The sequence below is a fragment of the Hymenobacter setariae genome (assembly GCF_007713685.1).
Classification (GTDB): Bacteria; Bacteroidota; Bacteroidia; order Cytophagales; family Hymenobacteraceae; genus Hymenobacter; species Hymenobacter setariae.
Genome location: NZ_VMRJ01000008.1, coordinates 193,818 through 212,465, shown reverse-complemented (window position 1 = coordinate 212,465; position 18,648 = coordinate 193,818). Strand labels below are relative to the sequence as shown.

At 62.4% G+C, this 18,648-nt stretch carries 22 protein-coding genes; 13 read left to right on the top strand and 9 right to left on the bottom strand.

Going from position 1 to position 18,648, the window contains the following annotated elements:
- Window positions 1–42: 42 nt before the first annotated feature.
- On the top strand, window positions 43–423 hold the full coding sequence (locus FNT36_RS24710; RefSeq protein ID WP_144853316.1) for a hypothetical protein: 381 nt from the start codon (window positions 43–45) through the stop codon (window positions 421–423).
- Window positions 424–733: 310 nt separating this feature from the next.
- On the top strand, window positions 734–2,020 hold the full coding sequence (locus FNT36_RS24705; protein ID WP_144853314.1) for a hypothetical protein: 1,287 nt from the start codon (window positions 734–736) through the stop codon (window positions 2,018–2,020).
- A 52-nt stretch (window positions 2,021–2,072) separates the two neighbouring features.
- Here the strand turns inward: FNT36_RS24705 and FNT36_RS24700 are convergent, their stop codons facing one another.
- The 3 genes from FNT36_RS24700 to FNT36_RS24690 are packed head-to-tail and all read right to left on the bottom strand — an operon-like array spanning window position 2,073 to window position 5,352.
- The gene (locus FNT36_RS24700) at window positions 2,073–3,488 is read right to left on the bottom strand and encodes a hypothetical protein (protein ID WP_144853312.1); all 1,416 of its coding nucleotides are present in this window, start codon (window positions 3,486–3,488) and stop codon (window positions 2,073–2,075) included.
- The gene (locus tag FNT36_RS24695; RefSeq protein WP_144853310.1) at window positions 3,485–4,606 is read right to left on the bottom strand and encodes a FecR family protein; all 1,122 of its coding nucleotides are present in this window, start codon (window positions 4,604–4,606) and stop codon (window positions 3,485–3,487) included. Before FNT36_RS24695 ends, FNT36_RS24700 begins: the two co-directional genes overlap by 4 nt.
- Window positions 4,603–5,352: an RNA polymerase sigma-70 factor gene (locus FNT36_RS24690; RefSeq protein ID WP_144853308.1), complete on the bottom strand. Its 750-nt coding sequence runs from the start codon at window positions 5,350–5,352 to the stop codon at window positions 4,603–4,605. The genes FNT36_RS24695 and FNT36_RS24690 overlap by 4 nt, the downstream gene beginning before the upstream one ends.
- 231 nt (window positions 5,353–5,583) lie before the next feature.
- On the opposite strand from FNT36_RS24690, the gene FNT36_RS24685 reads away from it, so the two are divergent.
- From FNT36_RS24685 to FNT36_RS24675, 3 genes are all read left to right on the top strand, one after another.
- The gene (locus FNT36_RS24685; RefSeq protein WP_233636212.1) at window positions 5,584–6,738 is read left to right on the top strand and encodes a cytochrome-c peroxidase; all 1,155 of its coding nucleotides are present in this window, start codon (window positions 5,584–5,586) and stop codon (window positions 6,736–6,738) included.
- A 200-nt stretch (window positions 6,739–6,938) separates the two neighbouring features.
- Window positions 6,939–7,757, top strand: coding sequence for a phosphatase PAP2 family protein (locus tag FNT36_RS24680; protein WP_144853304.1), 819 nt, complete (start codon window positions 6,939–6,941; stop codon window positions 7,755–7,757).
- Window positions 7,758–8,010: 253 nt separating this feature from the next.
- Window positions 8,011–8,448, top strand: coding sequence for a PepSY-like domain-containing protein (locus tag FNT36_RS24675; protein WP_233636211.1), 438 nt, complete (start codon window positions 8,011–8,013; stop codon window positions 8,446–8,448).
- A gap of 180 nt (window positions 8,449–8,628) precedes the next feature.
- Here FNT36_RS24675 and FNT36_RS24670 read toward each other — a convergent pair whose 3' ends face one another.
- Entirely contained in the window at window positions 8,629–9,192 is a 564-nt protein-coding gene (locus FNT36_RS24670) for a response regulator transcription factor (RefSeq protein WP_233636210.1), read from the bottom strand.
- Between the two features lie 92 nt (window positions 9,193–9,284).
- On the opposite strand from FNT36_RS24670, the gene FNT36_RS24665 reads away from it, so the two are divergent.
- The 8 genes from FNT36_RS24665 (at window position 9,285) to FNT36_RS24630 (ending at window position 13,942) form a co-directional block, all read left to right on the top strand.
- Window positions 9,285–9,560 (top strand): YidH family protein, encoded by a 276-nt coding sequence (locus FNT36_RS24665; RefSeq protein ID WP_144853300.1) that lies wholly within the window; start codon window positions 9,285–9,287, stop codon window positions 9,558–9,560.
- 117 nt (window positions 9,561–9,677) lie between these two features.
- On the top strand, window positions 9,678–10,028 hold the full coding sequence (locus FNT36_RS24660; RefSeq protein ID WP_144853299.1) for an ArsR/SmtB family transcription factor: 351 nt from the start codon (window positions 9,678–9,680) through the stop codon (window positions 10,026–10,028).
- A gap of 26 nt (window positions 10,029–10,054) precedes the next feature.
- Entirely contained in the window at window positions 10,055–10,516 is a 462-nt protein-coding gene (locus tag FNT36_RS24655) for a DUF6428 family protein (RefSeq protein WP_144853297.1), read from the top strand.
- A 72-nt stretch (window positions 10,517–10,588) separates the two neighbouring features.
- A complete protein-coding gene (locus FNT36_RS24650) occupies window positions 10,589–11,362 on the top strand; it encodes a metallophosphoesterase family protein (RefSeq protein WP_144853295.1) in 774 nt (257 codons plus the stop codon).
- A 37-nt stretch (window positions 11,363–11,399) separates the two neighbouring features.
- Window positions 11,400–11,843, top strand: a complete 444-nt coding sequence (locus tag FNT36_RS24645; RefSeq protein WP_144853293.1) for a DMT family transporter — start codon at window positions 11,400–11,402, stop codon at window positions 11,841–11,843.
- 28 nt (window positions 11,844–11,871) lie between these two features.
- Entirely contained in the window at window positions 11,872–12,366 is a 495-nt protein-coding gene (locus tag FNT36_RS24640; RefSeq protein ID WP_144853291.1) for a GNAT family N-acetyltransferase, read from the top strand.
- 13 nt (window positions 12,367–12,379) lie between these two features.
- Window positions 12,380–13,486, top strand: coding sequence for an ACR3 family arsenite efflux transporter (gene arsB / locus FNT36_RS24635; protein ID WP_144853289.1), 1,107 nt, complete (start codon window positions 12,380–12,382; stop codon window positions 13,484–13,486).
- Between the two features lie 24 nt (window positions 13,487–13,510).
- The gene (locus tag FNT36_RS24630; RefSeq protein WP_144853287.1) at window positions 13,511–13,942 is read left to right on the top strand and encodes an arsenate reductase ArsC; all 432 of its coding nucleotides are present in this window, start codon (window positions 13,511–13,513) and stop codon (window positions 13,940–13,942) included.
- Between the two features lie 29 nt (window positions 13,943–13,971).
- Here FNT36_RS24630 and FNT36_RS24625 read toward each other — a convergent pair whose 3' ends face one another.
- The 5 genes from FNT36_RS24625 to FNT36_RS24605 form a co-directional block, all read right to left on the bottom strand.
- On the bottom strand, window positions 13,972–14,664 hold the full coding sequence (locus tag FNT36_RS24625) for a hypothetical protein (protein ID WP_233636209.1): 693 nt from the start codon (window positions 14,662–14,664) through the stop codon (window positions 13,972–13,974).
- Between the two features lie 158 nt (window positions 14,665–14,822).
- Window positions 14,823–16,073 carry a hypothetical protein gene (locus tag FNT36_RS24620; RefSeq protein WP_144853284.1) on the bottom strand — a complete coding sequence of 417 codons (1,251 nt, stop codon included), beginning with the start codon at window positions 16,071–16,073 and terminating at the stop codon, window positions 14,823–14,825.
- A 98-nt stretch (window positions 16,074–16,171) separates the two neighbouring features.
- The gene (locus FNT36_RS24615; protein WP_233636208.1) at window positions 16,172–17,143 is read right to left on the bottom strand and encodes a DUF4396 domain-containing protein; all 972 of its coding nucleotides are present in this window, start codon (window positions 17,141–17,143) and stop codon (window positions 16,172–16,174) included.
- 82 nt (window positions 17,144–17,225) lie between these two features.
- Window positions 17,226–17,849, bottom strand: a complete 624-nt coding sequence (locus FNT36_RS24610) for a DUF305 domain-containing protein (RefSeq protein ID WP_144853280.1) — start codon at window positions 17,847–17,849, stop codon at window positions 17,226–17,228.
- 190 nt (window positions 17,850–18,039) lie between these two features.
- Entirely contained in the window at window positions 18,040–18,648 is a 609-nt protein-coding gene (locus FNT36_RS24605; protein ID WP_144853278.1) for a DUF305 domain-containing protein, read from the bottom strand.

Sequence of the window (18,648 nt, the reverse complement as noted above, 5' to 3'; positions counted from 1 at the left end):
GCGCGGTTCGCCCGGCTACTTCACTTTTTTACTCCTTTTAGTATGAAAAACCTGTTTGCCCGCGGGCTTCACGCCCTCCCCTTCACCGTGCTCTCCCTGAGCGCCAGCCTGCTGCTGAGTGGCTGCTGGGAAAAAGACAAGGAAGGCAGCTGCTCCCCCAAGGGCGGCACCTGCAACACCGCCGCCGTGGTCGTCGACCTCAGCAAAACCACCGGCTGCGGCCTGGCCCTGCACCTGGCCGATAGCACCTACGTCATCCCCACCGGCGCTAATTGGGTGAATTTCCTGCCCAAGGCCGGCCAGAAAGTGACCATCGGCTACACCGTCAAGAGCAACCAGACCAGCAACACCTGCGCCGCCGGCAAGCTTGTGGAACTGGGCTGCATCACGCTGACCACAACGACGACGACGGGCGCTAACTAAGCTTAGTCCTGCTGCGGAAAGCCCTTGCTGCCTGGTAGCCTTGCTCTGACTTACCTCTCCAAAAAAAGCGCCGGCCGATGGGTCGGCGCTTTTTTTGGGCCTGGCCGACCTTTTCAGCGATTTCAATAGCCATTCCATTTTGCAAGCTGCTGACGGGTAGGCGACGCCATTTCGGAATCGTAGCCCTGGGCAACGTGCGCCGCAACTGCCATCTGACAACTTATCGCGGAGAATACCTACTAGTGGGTATTGGTAAATTTTATTTTATCTATAAATATTTGCACTCCATGTATTCCTGACTCTTTTCTGCATGAAGACCTTAGTCTTTTTTAGTTTACTGCTACTCGCCGCTCAAGTGAGGGCTCAGACTCCAGCACACGCGCCCACAGGGCTTAATAAGATAGCAACCCTGGTAGACCTTTCCAGCGGGAGCATCGTAGCCTCTACGCCAGCACACCCAAAATTTGTCACCAACAAGACATTTAACCATTTTGCGGCCAAGCGTCAGGCTTACTACTTATCCGGCCTGAATAACCTATCGCTTTTCAAGGATTTTGCCATTGCGGATGTGACTGAGGGCATACTCCAGGTAGGTCATAATTTCACTCCTCAAAAAGAGGACGACTTAACGAATAGCGTATTTACGGTTGCCGTTCAGAGCAATATTGCGCATAACGTAGCCAACTTGTTAGCAAAAGATAAGCTTGCCAATGATTTAGGTTTGCCGTTGAGCTACACGTTCTTTTTTGCTACCCACGCCGGCTTAGATAGTACTGATGTTGATACGCTGGAAATGCAGCGGGCCTTTCAATTCCGATTGTTAAGAAATAAAACAATTGCTGAGCTTCAATTGCTCCAAGCAGCTGCTACCAGCAACAGCGCCGTTGATACCGTAGGCAGGCCACTGGCACGAAAGGAAGCGCTAGCAAAAGCAGAAAAGGAATTTTATGACAGCGAGCTGGCCATGTTTGAGAAGCAATACCCTTCCTTTTACACCTCCTGGGTGCGTCTGCAAGGATTTGTGCCCCTCAGTAGCAGCGCGTACCAGGTTGCGCCAGCCAATTCCATGAGCTTTCAGGAGGCAAATACCAGGAAATGGTCAGCAGGCGTAAGCATTGGGCACGTTAGCGAAAACACCTGGCGCTGGGGAGCTATTTTTATAAATGGCTCAGCGCGCGTTGCCTATACCAATGCCATCGAGCAGCAGGCCGACAGAATAAAAGGCTACACGCAGTATGCCCTGCTAAATTCCCCAACCCCCACGCAGCTGTACTATAATGGCGATGGCACCAAAGTGTATGTGGGGGACTTGGACAAGCAATGGACCGTTCCCTTACAACTGCAGTTTATTTACTTACTGCCTTCCCGGGCGGACACCAAAGTGGGGCTAGATATACAAGTGGAGCGGTACGCTCTTAACTACACCAAAACCAATTTCCTGCTCGGTATCCCGGTATTCCTAAAAGGCAAGGAAGACAAAGGCGTCAACGTGGAGGCCCAGTTCAGATGGCGCGATACCGATAAAAAGGTGCTGGGCTCTGACCGGTTTACGGTAGGCCTTTCGGTGGCCTTGCCGTTTGGCAGTATCGTTAAGTAAGCAGCTCCCCGGCCGGTACCAAAAGCCTTTGTTACCAGCTACTCCACTGCTGTTAGAACCGTAGCCCCACCTGAATACCCGGCCAGAGGCGCGTACCGTCGCGGCCGTCTTCGCCACCCACCCACAGCCACTGGTGCTGGCCAAAGCTGCTGCGCTGCGGGCCGCGGCCGTCAGTAACCGCCAGATTCAGCGTGGGGCCAGCCAACAGCGCCAGGCGACCCTCACGCTTGAGCTGCCAGGCCAGCTGCGGGCGCAGCTGCGTAAAGCTCACGGCCTCGCTGTCGTTGCCGCGCCCGAACCACTGCAGCAGGTCGAGGCTGGGCGTGAAGCGGCCCCTGGCCCGGCCCGCCGTGCCCAGGCCGACGCCCCAGGCCGGGCGGTCAAACGGCCCGGCGGCCACGCCCAGCACCAGGTAGGCCCGCGCCAGACCCACCTTGCCCGTGACGCCAACGGGCAGGCTTTCGCTCCCCCAGGCCTCGCCGTGCAGATACAGTCCCGTCCACAGCCGGGCCGCGGCCGGGCTTACTTTGGGCAGCGCACTCATCGGGCTGCGCTCAGCAAGGGGTACTACTACCGGCGGGGGCAGGGATGGCACCGTCGCCCTTACCAACCGCCCGGGCAGCAGCGCTAGGTTCTGGCTCGCCTCTCCCGGCGCGGCCGGCGTGGACGACCGGAGCACAGCCCCGCCCGATAACGCAGCCGGCGGCTCGTGGCCTGCTCTTGTCGCGGTGGCTACCCTGCCAGCTACCGGGCGACCCGGCTGGCGCCTCACGGCTAAACCTGCGGCCTTACGTTGACCAGAGGGCCAGTGACCCGCCGCAGCTCGCCGACCAAACCGGCCGGTGCCCGCTAGCCGCTCGGGGACTGACTTCTCACGGCTGCCCGCTTCCTTCGTTGCACGACGGCTGGCCTGGGCTGCCGGCTTAGTTACTGCCGGCTGTCCCGCACGCGGTTTGCTGCGCCGGACGGCCGAGCCAGCTGGTGATTTCAAGGGCCAGTCAGCGGCAATTTCAGTTGCGGTACCCGGCACTGAGACGCCCGGCTTGGCGGGTAAGCCGGCCAGCTGGCGGGCCGAAGCTGGCGCGGCGCCATTTGGCGGTGCCACTGGGCGCACGCCGGTTGGCGCCGCTACGTGCTCGGGCCACACCACGAGCTGGCCGGCCAGTAACCCATAGCGCAGGTGCTCGGCACCCAGCACCTCGCGCAGCACCTCGCTAAGCGGGCGAGGCGGACCGGGGCGGACCTGGAAGCGATGCGCCAGCGGCACCAGCGAGCTGCTGTAGCTGAACGGTACCCGGCTCTGACGCGAGAGCTCCCGCAGCACTGCCCCGAGCGGCCGGCGACCCGGCGTAGGCTGCACGAGCTGCGGCAGCGGTGGTTGAGTTTGCGCGTAAGCAGCCTCCCCACTTAGCAGGCCAGCAATTACCCCGGCTAGCCAGCCCAGCCAGGCCCTAGCCCAACTCCTCACGGCCGGGGGGCCGGCGCGGCCGGGGCAAGGTCGGAAGCGGACGGCGCGGCACAGCCTAGCCCTTGCAGCTGGTAGCCGCCGCGTCCGTCGGGCAGCAGGCGGCTGGCCGTGGCGGCGGCTACGACGGCCAGCACCTGCGCGGGCCGGGGGTGGATAAACGTGCCCGTGAAGCGACACTGCCCCAGCCCGACCGACGACCAGGTGACGGCCGTGCCAAACGTGGCTTGCAGCGTCCGGGCCACCTGCGTCACTGGGGCATCCTCGAAGCGCAACGTATCGGTTTGCCAGGCCCGGAAGTTCTGGTTGGCGGCCGGCGTGCGGCGGGGCGCCGCCGCCACGCGGCCCGGGGCATCGGCGGCGTGCAGGGCCGCGCGGGTGCCGGCCAGCAGCAGCAGGCTATCGCCCGCCGTCGGGGGCAGCAGCCAGGCCTGGCCACGGGCCACGCTTACTTCCACCGAGTCCTCGGCCGCGTAGGCCCGCACGTTAAGGGCTGCACCGGCGAAGCCTACCCGCACCCGGCCGCTGCCGGTGTGCACCACGAAGGGCTTCCCGGCGGCCGGGGCCACGTCGAAGTACGCCTCGCCGGTTAGCTGCGCCGCCCGCTCGCTAGGGCCGGCGGCGGTGGCGCGGTAGTGCAGCCGCGAGTGCGCGTGCAGCCACGCCCGGCTGCTATCAGGCAGGCGCACCAGCTGGCGGTGAGCGGCCGCGGCGTAGGTAGACACGCTCTCGGGCAGGGTCGGGGAGGGGTGGCTTAGCCAGAGATAGCCGCCCCCGGCGGCCGCGACCAGGGCGGCCGCCCACGGCCACCAGCCCGCCAGCCAGGGGGTAGCAACGGGCAGTGGGGCTACCGACGCGGGCGGAACCGGGGGGGCCATCAGGGGCTGAAAGCGGCGCCAGGCGGCTTCCACGTCGGCCGGAGAGAAGAGGGGCGGTGTGGCCACCACTTCGCCGGCCCGCTCCCAGGCGCGGGTGACGGTCGTCAGAATCTGGAGGTGGCGCGGGTCGGCCTGGGTCCACGCCCGCAGCGCCGCCCGCTCGCTGGCCGAGGCTTCGGCCGCCAGGTGGCGGGCCAGCAGCTCCCAGGGAGCATCGGCAGGGTCAGCGTAGAGAGGGCTCATGAGCGAAAGGGGCGGCGCGTAGGCATAGCGAAACCAGTTAGGAGATACTCGCCGTCCGTTTTACCCCTACGCGCCGCCCAAAAATAAGCGCTTGGCGAGCTCGTCACGGCCGGCCGCGCGGGCAGGGCGGGGCCCACGAGCAGCCCTAGCACCCGGCCCGCCGCCAGGCCCAGCAGCAGCCCGTAGAGGTTGCGGAGCACTCCGGCCAGCTCGCGGCGCAGGATGCGCAGGGCCTTACCCATCTGGTTTTCCACGGTTTTGGGCGCAATGTCCAGCGCTTCGGCAATCTGCTGGTAGCTCAGCTCTTCGTAGCGGCTCAGCTCAAATACCAGGCGGCACTGGGGCGGCAGGTGGTCAAGGGCCGCCTGCACCGCCTGACTGGTTTCGGCCGCGTGCAGGTCGGCCAGCGCATCGGGAGCCACCGGAGCTGTGGCGGGCGGGGCCTCGTCCCAGGCCACCTGGCGCTGGGCGCGCTGCTGGTAGCGCAGGGCCGCATTAAGGGCCATGCGAGTGAGGTAGGCGCGGTGCGAGTCGAGGGGCGGCAGCGTGGCCAGCCCCTGCCACACCCGCAGAAACACGTCCTGCAAAATATCCTCTACTACCGCCCTATCGGGCACCACCCGGTACACCAGCGCGCCGAGCGGGGCATAGAAGGCGCGAAACAGCTGCTCGACAAACGCCGCCGGGTCGCTACGGCGCAGCTGAGTCAGCCGGGCATCGAGGATGGTGTCGTCGAATTTAGCCATAAACCGAAAAGTGCCTGTCGCTCAACGCGCCACTGCCGCAAAACGTGCGTGCGGCAACAGTGCCTGGCAATAGCCAGCACGGGCCGTCAAGCAGCAAGGGTCTAAAGGACGGAGCGGCAATACTACCAACTAATGCGCGCTAAATGCAAAAACAGAAAAAAATCAGCGCGCCGTAGGGGTTGCGAGCCCGCCGGGCATCTTCCTGTCAGCCCTGACTTTTATCCTCTTCTAATGGCGGCTTCTACCCGAACGCACCTTCTTTCACTGGCAGCCTCGGCGGGGCTGCTGCTGGCGGCCATGGCCTGCCAGCAGCAGAATGCCACGCCCGCCAACAACCTGGCCGCTCTGCCCCTCGCGGCATCTGCGCCGACCGATAACCTGCCCAGCGCGGCTAAGGTGGACCTGGGCCGCGCCCTGTTCTGGGACCCGGTGCTTTCGGGCGGGCGCGACGTGAGCTGCGCCAGCTGCCACCACCCCGCCACTGCCTACGCCGACGCCCTGGACCTGGCCATCGGCGCCAACGGGCAGGGCCTGGGCGCCGCCCGTCATTTCCGCAGCCCCAACACCATTCCCTTCGGCCAGCGCAACACGTCCACCGTGCTCAATGCGGCCTTTAACGGCCTCACGGCCAGCGGCAGCGCCGACCCGAGCCAGGCGCCCATGTTCTGGGACAGCCGGGCGCAGTCGCTCGAAGCCCAGGCCGCGCAACCCCTGGCCAAGCTGGAGAAGATGCGCGGCCACCAGTATGCCGAGCTGGCGGCGCCCGATTCGGTGGTGGCGCGGCTGCGGGCCATTCCGGCCTACGTGGCGCGGTTCCAGGTGGCCTTTGGCGGGACGGTGCCCGTCACGGCGACCACGGGGAGCCAGGCGCTGGCGTGCTTTCGGCGCACGCTGGTGGACACCGACTCGCCCTTCGACCAGTACGAGCGCGGCAATACGGCCGCCCTGACGCAGCAGCAGGTGCAGGGCTTGCAGGCCTTTCTGCAAAGCGGTTGCGGCAACTGCCACGGCGGCCCCATGCTCAGCGACTACCAGCTGCACGTAATGGGCGTGGCCAATAACGCTAAAAACGCGGCCTCCGGCGCGGGGGCCAATGGCACTTACGCCTTTCGCACCCCCAGCCTGCGCAACGTAGCCCTGACCGCACCCTACATGCACAGCGGCACGCTGGCCACGCTCGGCGACGTGCTCGATTTTTACGACAACGACCGCAATACGGCTAACCCACACGTGAGCACCCGCCAGCGCGACGCGCAGTTTCCGGGACGGGTGGTAAACAAGCAGGCCATCATCACCTTTCTCAGCTCCTTAACTGCTAACAGCTTCGACAAGACCGTGCCGGCCACCGTGCCTAGCGGCCTAGCCGTGGGCGGCAACATCCGCTGAGGCAGCCGGCCGGGCTCGGCCGGAACGGATGGCAGGGTTGGCCCTGGGGCACATTCCGGCGGCTGCACCCGGCCGGGGTCTACCACGAGAGGGCTACTACAGAATTCCACCAAAGTCGGGCCGTAGCCTCGCAGACTGGCTGGCTAGCCGGAAAGTCGGCCACCGGCGAACTACTTATTTTTCAACAGCCTAGCGTTTCTATGCGTCTTTCCATTGTTACCGTTTTCCTCAGTTTCACGCTGGGGTTCGCGCCAATTGCGCCCGTCGTGGCCCAGGGGATACCCGCAGCGGCCCCGGCCGACACTACCCACAAGTTCGAAAACCCCGCCGGCGTACCGGCCGCGACGAAGAAGCCGTTTCTGCAAAGCAAGGGCTTCCGGGCTACCATCGTGCCGGCGCTGCTCATCGCCTACGGGGCCTCGACCATCAATGGGAACGGGCTCTACAGCTCGTACTCGGTCAAAAGCGACATCAACCACCTGTTCGGGCCGGGCCGCCACACCCGCGTCGATGACTTTCTGCAGTTTGCGCCCTACTTCGAGCTGGGCGGCGTGCTGCTGGCGGGGGTGGAAAGCCGCAACGACCGCGTGAACTTGGGCCTGGTGATACTGAAAAGCGAAGCCATCATGCTCAGCAGCGTCTTTGCCGTCAAGCACCTGACCAACATCACCCGCCCTGACGGCTCCGACAACTTCTCGTTTCCGTCGGGACACACGGCGCAGGCGTTTCTGGCGGCTAGCATCGTGCATACCGAGCTACGTGATAAAAGCCAGTGGTACGGCGTCGGGGCCTACGCCATCGCCACGAGCGTGGGCGTGCTGCGCATGGTCAACGACAAGCACTGGGAATCGGACGTAATTGCGGGGGCGGGCTTTGGCATCCTCTCGGCCCACCTGGCTTACCTCACCCACCGCAACCGCTGGGGCCGCAAGCCCATCGGCCGCGATATGAGCCTAGTGCCCAGCTGGTCGCCGACGGGGGGCACTGGCCTGGCGCTGACCTGGCGCCCCACACGCTAGCTGCGTTAGACGGCGGCGACCTGGCTCTTGCCAAGTCGGAAACAGGAGCGTACACACAGAGAATTTTAAGGCAGATTTGCTACCCCTACGGTCTCGCACAACGACGACTTCATATCGGTCATCTCGGTGTCTACGCTGGGGGTGAGTTTTGGAAAATAATAGCATGACTTGCTACCAGCTGATTTCAACTACAGAAACGCGCCAGGTTCGGCGGCTAGGTTCGGGTACAAATTCACCCTACCCCCTTTCAACCATGCAGCAAGCTCTAAAATTGGCGGCCTTCGTCCTGGCCCTGGCCGCGCCCGCCCTCACCCACGCCCAAAAGCTGAAGCCCACGCAGGTGCCGGCCGCCGTGAAGGCTACTTTCAAAGCCAAATTCCCCACCGTGAAGTCCAACACCTGGGAGAAAGAAGGCGACAAGTTCGAAGCCGGCTTTAAGCAAAACGGTAATACCATGTCGGCCGTGCTTACGCCCAGCGGCGAGCTACTGGAAACTGAGACGGCCATGCCGCCCGCCAAGCTGCCCGCTGCCGTGCGCACCAAGCTGGCCAGCGATTACAAGTCTTACAAGGTAAATGAGGCCGCCACCATCTTGCGGGCCGACGGCTCGACCGTCTACGAGGCTGAAGTGGCCAAGGGCGGCAAGCACCAAGACGTGCTTTTTAACGCTAATGGTACGCTGGCCAAGTAGCCGCCTGTGGGGCCGGCGCACCTGCCAACACTTTTCTCTCTAGAATAGGTTGCCCTGCTTCCAGCGTGAGCGTGGGGGAGGGCAGCTTTTAGCAGCTCCCACTTAGGGCGTCATGTAAGTCAGTCTTCCCCCACTCTTTATCCCATTTAATGCTGGGTGTCAGTCACAAGAAAAGTAGCCTTACCACTCCTTGCCACGCGTTGGGCCGGCAGCACGACCGACCCGGACGCTGAGTTCCAGTTGACGGCGCGGCCCTTGTTGGTCATCAGGTACTCCAGCAACGAATACTCGCGGGTTGTCAACATCAATGTGCTGGCCGGCGCGGGTAACGGTGCGGGCGTCGGTATCGAACTCTAGGTCGGCCACCCGCAGCCCGCTGTAGGCCTCCCCGCGCCGGGCCAGCGCCCGGATGCGCAGCAGCAGCTCCCGAAACTCAAAGGGCTTGGTCAGGTAGTCGTCGGCCCCGGCCCCGAAGCCGGCTTCCTTGTCGGCCAGCCCGTCGAGGGCGGTGAGCAGCAGCACCGGCTGGCGCGGCGAGTGCTGCTTGATGTAGCGGCATAGCTCGAAGCCGTTCAGGCCGGGCAGGTTCACGTCGAGCACCACCACGTCGAAGGGCTGCTGGTCGTACAGCCGCTGCCCAATCAGCCCGTCGAAGGCCACCTTCATATCATAGCCCTCGGCGGCAATACCTTTTTGGATAAAGGAAGCCAGGCTGGCCTCGTCTTCGACTAGCAGAATCGTCATGCGGGCAAAGGTCGGTGACGCTGCTCGTCCAAGCGAAATTATTCATCTCAGCCTAAGCAGGCTACGTATAGCCTCCACTTTTCGAGCTTTCTATGCCGCCAACCGTGCCAGCCATCCCCCTTTCCCTTTCTGACCAACTGGCCTTGCAGCGCACCCGTTTGGCCAACGAGCGTACGCTGCTGACTTACGTGCGCACTAGCTTGGCGCTGGTAGGCTTCGGCTTGGCCTTGCTGCAGTTTCACCCCGAGCGGGGTGGTCGGCTCGGCTATTCGGCGCTGGCCACGGCGGGCGTGGTACTACTGGTGGGCTTATGGCGCTTTCGGGTGCATCGTCGCCAATTGGCTACAAACCAGGGACAGCTAGGCTGAAGTCGTTGTTTCAGTAGCCAACCGCCACAAATAATTTAATCATGTCGCAAACTTACGACGTAGTATGTCGTAAGTTTGCGACATACTTCAAACTGTACTTTATAACTGGTTTTTCCGATGACCTACGCTAAGACCGCCGCCTTTACAGAAGAGCAGCAGCAACTGGCCCGCGTGGCCAAAGCCCTGGCCCATCCGGCGCGGGTGGCCATCATTCAGTTTCTGGCGAGCCAGAAAACCTGCATCTCGGGCGACATCGCCGCCGAGCTGCCGCTTTCGCGCACTACCGTGTCGCAGCACTTGCAGGAACTGAAGGCGCTGGACTTGATACGCGGCGAAATCGAGGGCCTTACCGTCTGCTACTGCCTCAATACGGAGCTGCTGAACAAGGTGCACCAGCAGTTCACCGCCTTTTTCATCGAGGCCACAAGCGGCGCGGCCTGCGGCCCCGACGATGCGTGCGCCTGCTAACCCTCACTCCCACAATTTCTAGTACCATGAAAATCTCCGAAATAAAGCAGGCCCTGGCCGAGTTGGAAGCCGTCAGCTTCCGCCTGCCCACGGGCGAGTACCTGCCCGCGCATTTCCACGTCACGGAAGTCGGCCTAGTGAGCAAGCACTTCATCGACTGCGGCGGCGTGGAGCGCCAGGAAAAGGTGGCCAACTTCCAGCTGTGGGAAGCCGGCGACTACGACCACCGGCTGGCTCCGCAGAAATTCCTGCACATCCTGGATTTGTCGCAGCGCATCCTGGGTGCCGAAGACCTGGATATCGAGGTGGAATACCAGCAGGCTACCATCGGCAAATTCGGCCTGACCCGCGAGGGCAACGACTTCGTGCTGACCGCCAAGCAAACGGCCTGCCTGGCTCAGGATGCCTGCGGCATTCCAGCGGCCCAGCAGTTTGCGCTGCCCCAGCTGCAAGTGGCCGGCTGCACGCCGGGCGGCGGGTGCTGCTAACGCTCTGAACGGCGGTGCTTTGCCGGGCAGCGGCCTAAGAACAAAGCTTCCCTACCTCATTCTTCCTGTGCGATGACAATTGCCTTTTTCTCCGATGTGCACGGCAACCTGCCGGCCCTCGAAGCGGTGCTGGTCGATATGGAGCAGCGCCGGCCCGACATGATATTCTGCCTCGGCGACCTGGTGGGCTACGCGCCCTGGCCCAACGAGGTAGTGAACGAGGTACGCCGGCGGGGCATCCCCACGCTGGCCGGCAACTACGACCAGGGCATTGGCCTGGCCAGCTCTGACTGCGGCTGCGCCTACCAAACAGATACCGATAAGAGCCTGGGCGCGCAAAGCATCGCCTATACTAACTCCGTAGTGGGCGACGACGAGCGGCGCTACCTGCGTCTGCTGCCCAAGCACATGCGCCTGGATTTTCAGGACGAGCCCTGCACGCTCAGCTTGCTCATGGTGCACGGCTCGCCGCGCCGCATCAACCAGTACCTGTTCGAGGACTTCCCGGAAGGCAGCTTTTCGCGCCTGCTGGAAGGGGCGGGGGCGGATATTCTGCTCTTCGGGCACACCCACAAGCCCTACCACCGCACGATTGCCTACCAGCATGAGGGCGAAACTCGCTACCGGCACGCGCTCAACATCGGCTCGGTCGGCAAGCCCAAGGACGGTGACCCCCGCGCTGCCTATCAACTCCTGCACCTGGATGCCGCTACCTCGCTCACCGACCCGGCCAGCGTGCGCTCGGAGTTGATTCGGGTCGAATACGACGTGGAGAAAGCTGCCCGTGCCGTGGAAGCCACGCCGCTGCCCAACGAATACGCCGACATGCTGCGCAAAGCCTACTAAGGGCAGCGTACCCAACCACTGGCCCGTCGCTGCTGCCATGAAATACCTTTCCTTCCTCGTGCTGGTGCTGGCCGGGGCAGCGCTCACCACGCAGTCGGCCGTCAACAGCCAGCTGCGCGGGGGCCTGCACAGCGTGCTGTGGGCCGTGCTGGCTTCCTACCTGGTCGGCACCCTGGCGGCGGCCCTGGTGCTGGCTGGCACCCAAACGCCGCTGCCGACGCTGGCCGACATGAGTGCCATCCGGTGGTACCAGTGGACGGGCGGAGCCCTAGGCATGGTCTACATCGCGGCCATCGTCTTTTCGCTGCAACGGGTGGGCGCGGCCTCCCTCTTCGCGCTGGTCGTGACCGGCCAGCTGCTCACGGCGCTGCTCTTCGACCAGTTGGGGCTGCTGGGCCTTGTGCGCAGCCCCCTGACCCTGAGCCGGCTGGCCGGGGCCCTGCTACTCATTGCCGGGGCCTACCTGCTCAACCGCAACTAATTCCTTCTCCCTTTTTGCTAACCCTTCTATGCAGCTGCAAGCCATGACTGCCGCGCACTGGCCTGCCGTGCGCGCCATCTACGAGCAGGGCATTGCCACTGGCAACGCCACGTTTGAGACGCAGGCCCCCGAGTGGGAGGCCTGGGACCGGGCGCACCTAGCCCACAGCCGCCTCGTGGCGGTTGATGACGCCGGCACGGTGCTAGGCTGGGCCGCGCTCTCGCCCGTGTCGAGCCGCTGCGTGTACGGCGGCGTGGCCGAAGGCAGCATCTACATCGCCGCCGAAGCCCGTGGCCAGGGCGTGGGCCGGCAGCTGCTTCAAGCCCTGATTGCGGATTCCGAAACCCACGGTATCTGGACGCTGCAAGCCGGCACTTTCGAGGAAAACACCGCCAGCATCGCCCTGCACACGCAGGCCGGCTTTCGCGTCATTGGCCACCGCGAGCGAATTGGCCAGCACCACGGCGTGTGGCGCAACACGGTGCAAATGGAGCGGCGCAGCTCCGCCGTCGGCGTCGCTTAACTCCTTACTTTCTATGACAACCTTACACCAACCGCTTGCCGCCGCGCCGGCCCCCGCCGCGCTGGCCGAAAAGAAACTCTCGGGCCTCGACCGGGGCCTCACGCTCTGGATATTCCTGGCCATGGCGCTGGGCGTGGGGCTGGGTTACTTCGTGCCCGGCATCAACGGGGCCATCAACTACTTCTCGGTGGGCACCGTGAACGTGCCGCTGGCCATTGGCCTGATTCTGATGATGTACCCGCCCCTGGCCAAGGTCAAGTACGAAGAGTTGCCGAAGGTCTTCAAAAACACGCGCATCATCGGCCTCTCGCTGTTTCTTAACTGGATACTCGGTCCGCTGCTCATGTTCTTTCTTGCCATTTGGCTGCTACCCGATAAGCCGGAGTACATGATGGGGCTGATTCTCATTGGCATTGCCCGCTGCATTGCCATGGTGCTGGTCTGGAACGATTTGGCCGACGGCAGCCGCGAGTACGCGGCCGGGCTGGTGGCGCTCAACTCCATCTTTCAGGTACTGTTTTACTCGGTGCTGGCCTGGCTGTTCATTACGGTGCTGCCCCCGTATTTCGGCCTGAAGGGCTACGCTGTACACATCGGCATCGGGGAGATTGCCCGGAGCGTGCTCGTGTACCTGGGTATTCCGTTCGCGGCGGGCTTCCTCTCGCGCACCGTCCTGCGCCGCCTGAAAGGCAGCGCGTGGTACGATACCGTATTCATCCCGGCCATCAGCCCCATTACGCTGGTGGCACTGCTGCTCACCATCGTGGTGATGTTCAGCCTCAAGGGCGCAACCATCGTGCAGGTGCCGCTGGATGTGCTGCGCATCGCCCTACCGCTGGCCTTGTACTTCGGCATCATGTTCGTGCTCAGCTTTGCCGCTGGTAAGTACCTGGGGGCCGACTACGCCGAGAATGCCAGCATCGCCTTCACGGCTACCGGCAACAACTTCGAGCTAGCCATTGCCGTGGCCATCGGGGTATTTGGCCTCAATTCGGGCCAGGCCTTCGCCGGCGTCATCGGCCCACTGATTGAAGTACCGGCCCTGATTGCCCTGGTCAACCTGGCCTTCTGGTTCCGCCGCCGCTGGTACGGCGGTAAAGCGGTGGCCCCAACCGCGTAACTCCTCTTGCTTTTTCACCTTCCCATGTCTGACAAGAAAAACGTATTGGTGCTCTGCACCGGCAATTCCTGCCGCAGCCAGCTGCTGCACGGCTACCTTCAGCAAGAACTCGGCAAGCGGGCCGCCGTGTACTCGGCCGGCGTCGAGGTCCACGGCCTCAACCCGCGTGCGGTGCGCGTGATGGCCGAAGACGGCGTGGACATCAGCCACCACACCAGCAACCATGTAGATGAGTACGCGGCCGTGCCATTCGACTACGTGCTGACGGTGTGCGACCATGCCAACGAGGTCTGCCCGGTGTTTCCCTCATCCGCCAAGAAGCTGCACCATAACTTCCCCGACCCGGCCAAGGCCACGGGCAGCGAGGAAGAAGTCATGCACCAGTTTCGGAGCGTGCGCGACCAGGTGAAAGCCTACGCCCACGATTTCGTGCAGACGCAACTCCAAACTACGTAGCCCGTTCTTGGGAAGGGCAACTGGTGTGCCTAGCTGCCACTACTTCCATCCACTACGTCTGGGTTGCGGTCGATTAGAATGCGGATAGGAGCAAAGCCATCAGGTAAAAAGCGGTCCGAAATGTCGTTTCCCCGGTAGGGGTCCTCGCCTTTTCTGCGCGCATATACCTGCTGGTAAGCCGACGTTTGGATATCGTTCTCGCTAAACTTTTTTGCCGTCGGCGGCAAGGAGGGGGGGCAGCAAAAAATGCTTCGCAGCGGCTCAGCGAGGTCAGGAAATACCTCGCTGAACAACATAGGAGTAGTGCGCCGGACTGTTTTGTGAATATCATGCGCCTTCACCAGGCTCATGCCATAGTCGCCGATGTGAGCTAATCCCTTACAATCTTCCTTTGTCGGAGCAATAAAGCTGCCCTTCGACCGTCCAGTGTACAACAGGTAAAAGGCCTGGCTGCCAAACAATCGCTCGTGTAGCAGCAGCTTATGCCACTGGTGCAGCTCCCCTTTTACTTTAATCTTCAAGTCATTGAACTCGCCCTCGTGCGACATGACCTTAGCTTGCAGCGCGTACCAATCATACTGGCCGGTTCCGTCACCCACAAACAAATCAATGTCGTTACCGAATGCGGTTTCCACGGGCCACGAGGTCTTATACACTCTAATGGTGGTTGGACTGACCCGGTCGGAGAACCTTACCAAGTCCAAGATAAAATGGTCGGTCAACCCTAACTCTGAGAAACTCAACCCATAGCGAAACACCTCCGAGAGGTGGCGATAGACTCGTTGAGAAAGGTAGCTGGCATAGTCACAAAGGCTCATGGGTCGGTCGTAGCCAAAAAAAGCTGCCTCTATTATCGGGTTATTCAACATGAGCTATTGGCCTAAGAAACCGAGCGCGCAATCTTAAGCATGGCGGCCGGCGAGTCGCCAAACTTGCACAGCGCTTCGCAGTGCTGGCGCAGCTCCGAAAACAGGATGTAGCGAATGGTCGCGCCGGCGGCCCGGATGGCGGGGCGCGAAAGCTGCGCCTGCACTTCCTTCTCGCGGGCATCGGGCACCACCAGGTAAAGCGCCGTTTCGTGCTCGGGCATGGAGAAGGCTAAGTCTGTTAGGCGCAGGATGCCGCTGTAGATGCTGGTGCTTTTCTCGACCTCGAAAGCGGCCACCACGCGGTTGGTGCCGGGCGCGAACCACACGATGTCAATCAGGCGGATGGTGCTGGCCACCTCGGCGGGCACGGGCAGCTCGGGGTGCTGGTCGAGGCAGAGAAACGAGAGCTTCTGCCCGCCGCAGAGGCGGTTGCGGTCGTTGATGGCCGTCGTCACGTCGCAGCCCAGGGCCTTGCCCACGCGCAGCAGGTGGTGCTGCATCTCGGTGTGCTGGTTTTCCTCCTGGGCCTCGGTTTGCACCTCTTTGTGGCGCTTCTGGGCCTGCTGCTGGTACTTGTCGCGGTCCTCGTCGGTGGCAAACTGCTGGTCGCCGGCAATCATCTTTTTCACGCCTACGTCGAAGAGCAGCCCGCTCAGCGCGCCGTAGTCGAGGCTCAGGTGCTGGCGGTGCTCCTGGTTGAGGTCGCGCAGCCGCTCGCGCATGCGCAGGTACTCCGACCAGGAGCCCAGCTTGATTTTCTCCCCGAACAAGGCATTAAAACCGTTAACGATGGCCGTGTTGCAGGGCGGCATCAGGGTGGGGTGCAGGAAATACAAGATGCTGGCCACGGCCGGCCCCAGGCCCTTGATTTTGCGGCGGTCCAGAATGTCAATCTCGCGCAGCAGTTGCTGCTCGGTGGTAGCCGCCAGGCAGCTTTCCAGAAACTGCCCGAACGCCCGCTTGTTGTCCTCGTGCTCGTAGATGTCGGGGATGCGCAGCTTGGGCTTCCAGTAGAAAGGGTGCGCCGCACCCTGAAACACCTGCTTCTGCTCGCTGATAACGCTGAGCACAAATTCGAGCGAAGTGCCCTTGAAATCGTTGCCGAAGCTGCCCGCTTTAATGTCCTTCACTACCTGCTGCACCCCGCGCCGGATGGAGCGGAAGGCCTTCAGGCGCTCTTCGTTGTTGATGAACCAAGTGTTGTAAACAGACTCGGAATCAGCTTTGTATTGCTGGATAAGTGGCGGTAGCGCGGCGGACATAAATCGGGGTGGACCAATGGGACCACTAAGATGCGCAGAACGCTGGGGTCGGCAAGCCAGCGCAGCTCAAAATCCGGCGTCCTAGCTGCTGTTGCCTGCTAATGCGTCCTGCCGGGCATGGCCATTTCTGGCATGTTCATCGGCTGACCGGGCCGCATGGAAAGGTCGCCGTACCGGGCGGCTACGTAGTAGCCCGCGGCCAGCAGCACCAGGGTGAGCACCGTGACCAGGGCTTTGCGCCCGGCCGATACCTGGCCGTCGCCGGCCATGCTCATGCCCGGCATCGCGTGCCCGGCGTGCCCGCTGGCGCTCGCCGGGGGCATGGCGTGCGACATGCCGGCCATGGCCATCCCCGCGTGCTGCGGCGCTGCGGCAGCCATTGCGCCACCTTTCCCTAATGCCCGCTCGGTGCCCATGCCGTGCTTAAGCTTATGCTTGACCAGCCACCAGTTGACGGGGTAGGCCACCGCCACGCCCACGAGCGTGGCGGCCGACATCGACGCCCAGAACCAGGGCGAGGTGGCTTCCATCGCCCGCATGTCCCGAGACATAAGCACGACCATCGTGGGCAGCATCCCGGCCATCATGGCGTTCATCGACATCCACTCCGGCAGAAAGGAGCTGCGCAGGGCCTGCCCGTAGCTCATGCCCAGCATGTCCTTCATGAACAGAGCCTGGAAGATAAACAGCCCGAAAACGAAGCCAGCCGCGTACTCCACCCAGATATCTACCCCCATGCGCAGACCGAAATAGCCCGTAATACCGGCCGCCACGATGATGCCCGTGGCATCGCCGGCCGCGCAGTGGATGGTCGAGCCCACGGCCTGTTTCCAGAGCGGGGCCACGAACTGCTCGTGGGTGCCGGGCGACGGCTCCCGGCACGAAAACCAGTAGATGAGCAGCCCCATCGGCCCGGTGTAAAGCGTGACCAGCACCCAGCCCCACTTCATCACCTTCATTTCCGGGGTGCGGGTAAACAGGTCCCAGGCCACGTAGGCGGCCGAGAGAAGCGTAAGGCCAAACCAAACCCAGAGCAGCCAGCTAGGTGCCTCGAAAGGAGTAGGGTGCATTTTCATCAAGCAAACAACCTCGTAAAAAGCCAAAAAGCAGCGGAACCGGGGTTCCGCTGCTTTGATAGAGTCAGTAAGGCCGCTAGTAGGGCTTGTGGTTTAGCAGCCAGGTTTGCAACATGGTGATTTCCGACTTCTGCTCGTCGATAATCTGCTGAGCCAACGCCTTGGTAGTAGCCTGGCGACCGTACTTTAACACGGCATCCGAGTTTTCAATGGCACTGCGGTGGTGGTCTACCATCAGCTGCGCGAAGTCGAAATCAGGGTTGCCAGTCAGGGGACGCAGGTCGTTGGCCTGGCTCATGCGCATCATATTGGCCATTTGCAGCGCGCTAAAGTCCGGCACGGCCGGGGCCTGGGCTGGGTGGCTTGTCAGAAACGCCTGAAACTGCGCAATCTCCTTCTGCTGCGCGGTGATAATGCTTTGGGCCATGGCCTTCATGTCGGCATCGGCACCACTTTTTAATTCCTCTTGGCTCATGTTGATGGCCCCCTGGTGGTGCATAATCATCATCATGGCGTAGTCGTTGTCGGGGTCGCCGGTGGGCTTCATGGCATCCATCATCTTCATCATGTCGTGCATGATGGTCATCTGGGTGCTCTGGTCGTGGGGCTGCACTTGCAGGCCCTCCTCCTTTTTGCAGGCAGTAGTGGCGAGGCTCAGGCCCAGCAGCGCCAGGGCGGGTAAGCGGAGAAAACGATTCATCGGGAAAAAGGTGGTAATTGATTAACTAAGGCTAAAACGGCCCCCAGCTACCTCCCGATTTGTACAGGCTGGCCCCGCCGCTTGCATAATTTCTACTTCTCATCCCAGCAGGCGCGGCTGGGTGGCCGCGCCCCACAACCAAAAAAGGCAGCCCGCGGGGGCTGCCTTCTTCAAGCGCTCATGCACCGGCCTACTTGTTACGCGTAAGCCAGTCCTGCAACGCCGTAATTTCCTGCCGCTGGTCAGCAATAATGGCCTGGGCCAGCGTCCGGGTGGTGTTCTCGCGGCCATGCAGCAGCAGGGCCTCGGAGTTGTCGATGGCGGCCTGGTGGTGGTCTACCATCAGCTGGGCAAAGTCGTAATCGGGTCGGCCCGTGATAGTGCGCTTGTCGCTGCTGGCCATCATCTTGTCCATGTTGGCTTTCTGAAGCTGGGCGAACTGCGGCACCAGGGGCGTTCGGGGCTGGTGGCCGCTGAGAAAGGCGTTGAACTGCGTGATTTCGGCCTGCTGCTTGGTGATAATGGCCTGGGCCGTCGTTTTCATGTCCTGGTTGGTGCCGCTCTTCAACTCCTCCTGGGCCATTTTGATGGCCGCCTGGTGGTGCAGCACCATCTGGGCGGCATAGTCGTGGTCGGGGTCCTGGGTTTTGGCCTGCGCATCCATCTGGGTCATCATGTCCATCATAATGGTCATGTACACACTTTCGTGGGCGGGGTCCATATCGTGGCTCTTCGAGCAGGAAGCCAGAAACAGCCCGAAGAGAGCCAGCACAAGCAGGGGTAAGCGTAAACGGGTCAT

What these genes read in the sequence shown, in the direction of transcription:
- FNT36_RS24650 (WP_144853295.1), top strand. Translation starts at nt 10,589, where the DNA reads ATGACAATTGCCTTTTTCTCCGATGTGCACGGCAACCTGCCGGCCCTC.
- FNT36_RS24620 (WP_144853284.1), bottom strand. Translation starts at nt 16,073, where the DNA reads ATGTCCGCCGCGCTACCGCCACTTATCCAGCAATACAAAGCTGATTCC.
- FNT36_RS24645 (WP_144853293.1), top strand. Translation starts at nt 11,400, where the DNA reads ATGAAATACCTTTCCTTCCTCGTGCTGGTGCTGGCCGGGGCAGCGCTC.
- FNT36_RS24665 (WP_144853300.1), top strand. Translation starts at nt 9,285, where the DNA reads ATGCCGCCAACCGTGCCAGCCATCCCCCTTTCCCTTTCTGACCAACTG.
- FNT36_RS24675 (WP_233636211.1), top strand. Translation starts at nt 8,011, where the DNA reads ATGCAGCAAGCTCTAAAATTGGCGGCCTTCGTCCTGGCCCTGGCCGCG.
- FNT36_RS24670 (WP_233636210.1), bottom strand. Translation starts at nt 9,192, where the DNA reads ATGACGATTCTGCTAGTCGAAGACGAGGCCAGCCTGGCTTCCTTTATC.
- FNT36_RS24695 (WP_144853310.1), bottom strand. Translation starts at nt 4,606, where the DNA reads ATGAGCCCTCTCTACGCTGACCCTGCCGATGCTCCCTGGGAGCTGCTG.
- FNT36_RS24655 (WP_144853297.1), top strand. Translation starts at nt 10,055, where the DNA reads ATGAAAATCTCCGAAATAAAGCAGGCCCTGGCCGAGTTGGAAGCCGTC.
- FNT36_RS24690 (WP_144853308.1), bottom strand. Translation starts at nt 5,352, where the DNA reads ATGGCTAAATTCGACGACACCATCCTCGATGCCCGGCTGACTCAGCTG.
- FNT36_RS24615 (WP_233636208.1), bottom strand. Translation starts at nt 17,143, where the DNA reads ATGCACCCTACTCCTTTCGAGGCACCTAGCTGGCTGCTCTGGGTTTGG.
- FNT36_RS24640 (WP_144853291.1), top strand. Translation starts at nt 11,872, where the DNA reads ATGCAGCTGCAAGCCATGACTGCCGCGCACTGGCCTGCCGTGCGCGCC.
- FNT36_RS24710 (WP_144853316.1), top strand. Translation starts at nt 43, where the DNA reads ATGAAAAACCTGTTTGCCCGCGGGCTTCACGCCCTCCCCTTCACCGTG.
- FNT36_RS24605 (WP_144853278.1), bottom strand. Translation starts at nt 18,648, where the DNA reads ATGACCCGTTTACGCTTACCCCTGCTTGTGCTGGCTCTCTTCGGGCTG.
- arsB (WP_144853289.1), top strand. Translation starts at nt 12,380, where the DNA reads ATGACAACCTTACACCAACCGCTTGCCGCCGCGCCGGCCCCCGCCGCG.
- FNT36_RS24685 (WP_233636212.1), top strand. Translation starts at nt 5,584, where the DNA reads ATGGCGGCTTCTACCCGAACGCACCTTCTTTCACTGGCAGCCTCGGCG.
- FNT36_RS24610 (WP_144853280.1), bottom strand. Translation starts at nt 17,849, where the DNA reads ATGAATCGTTTTCTCCGCTTACCCGCCCTGGCGCTGCTGGGCCTGAGC.
- FNT36_RS24660 (WP_144853299.1), top strand. Translation starts at nt 9,678, where the DNA reads ATGACCTACGCTAAGACCGCCGCCTTTACAGAAGAGCAGCAGCAACTG.
- FNT36_RS24630 (WP_144853287.1), top strand. Translation starts at nt 13,511, where the DNA reads ATGTCTGACAAGAAAAACGTATTGGTGCTCTGCACCGGCAATTCCTGC.
- FNT36_RS24705 (WP_144853314.1), top strand. Translation starts at nt 734, where the DNA reads ATGAAGACCTTAGTCTTTTTTAGTTTACTGCTACTCGCCGCTCAAGTG.
- FNT36_RS24680 (WP_144853304.1), top strand. Translation starts at nt 6,939, where the DNA reads ATGCGTCTTTCCATTGTTACCGTTTTCCTCAGTTTCACGCTGGGGTTC.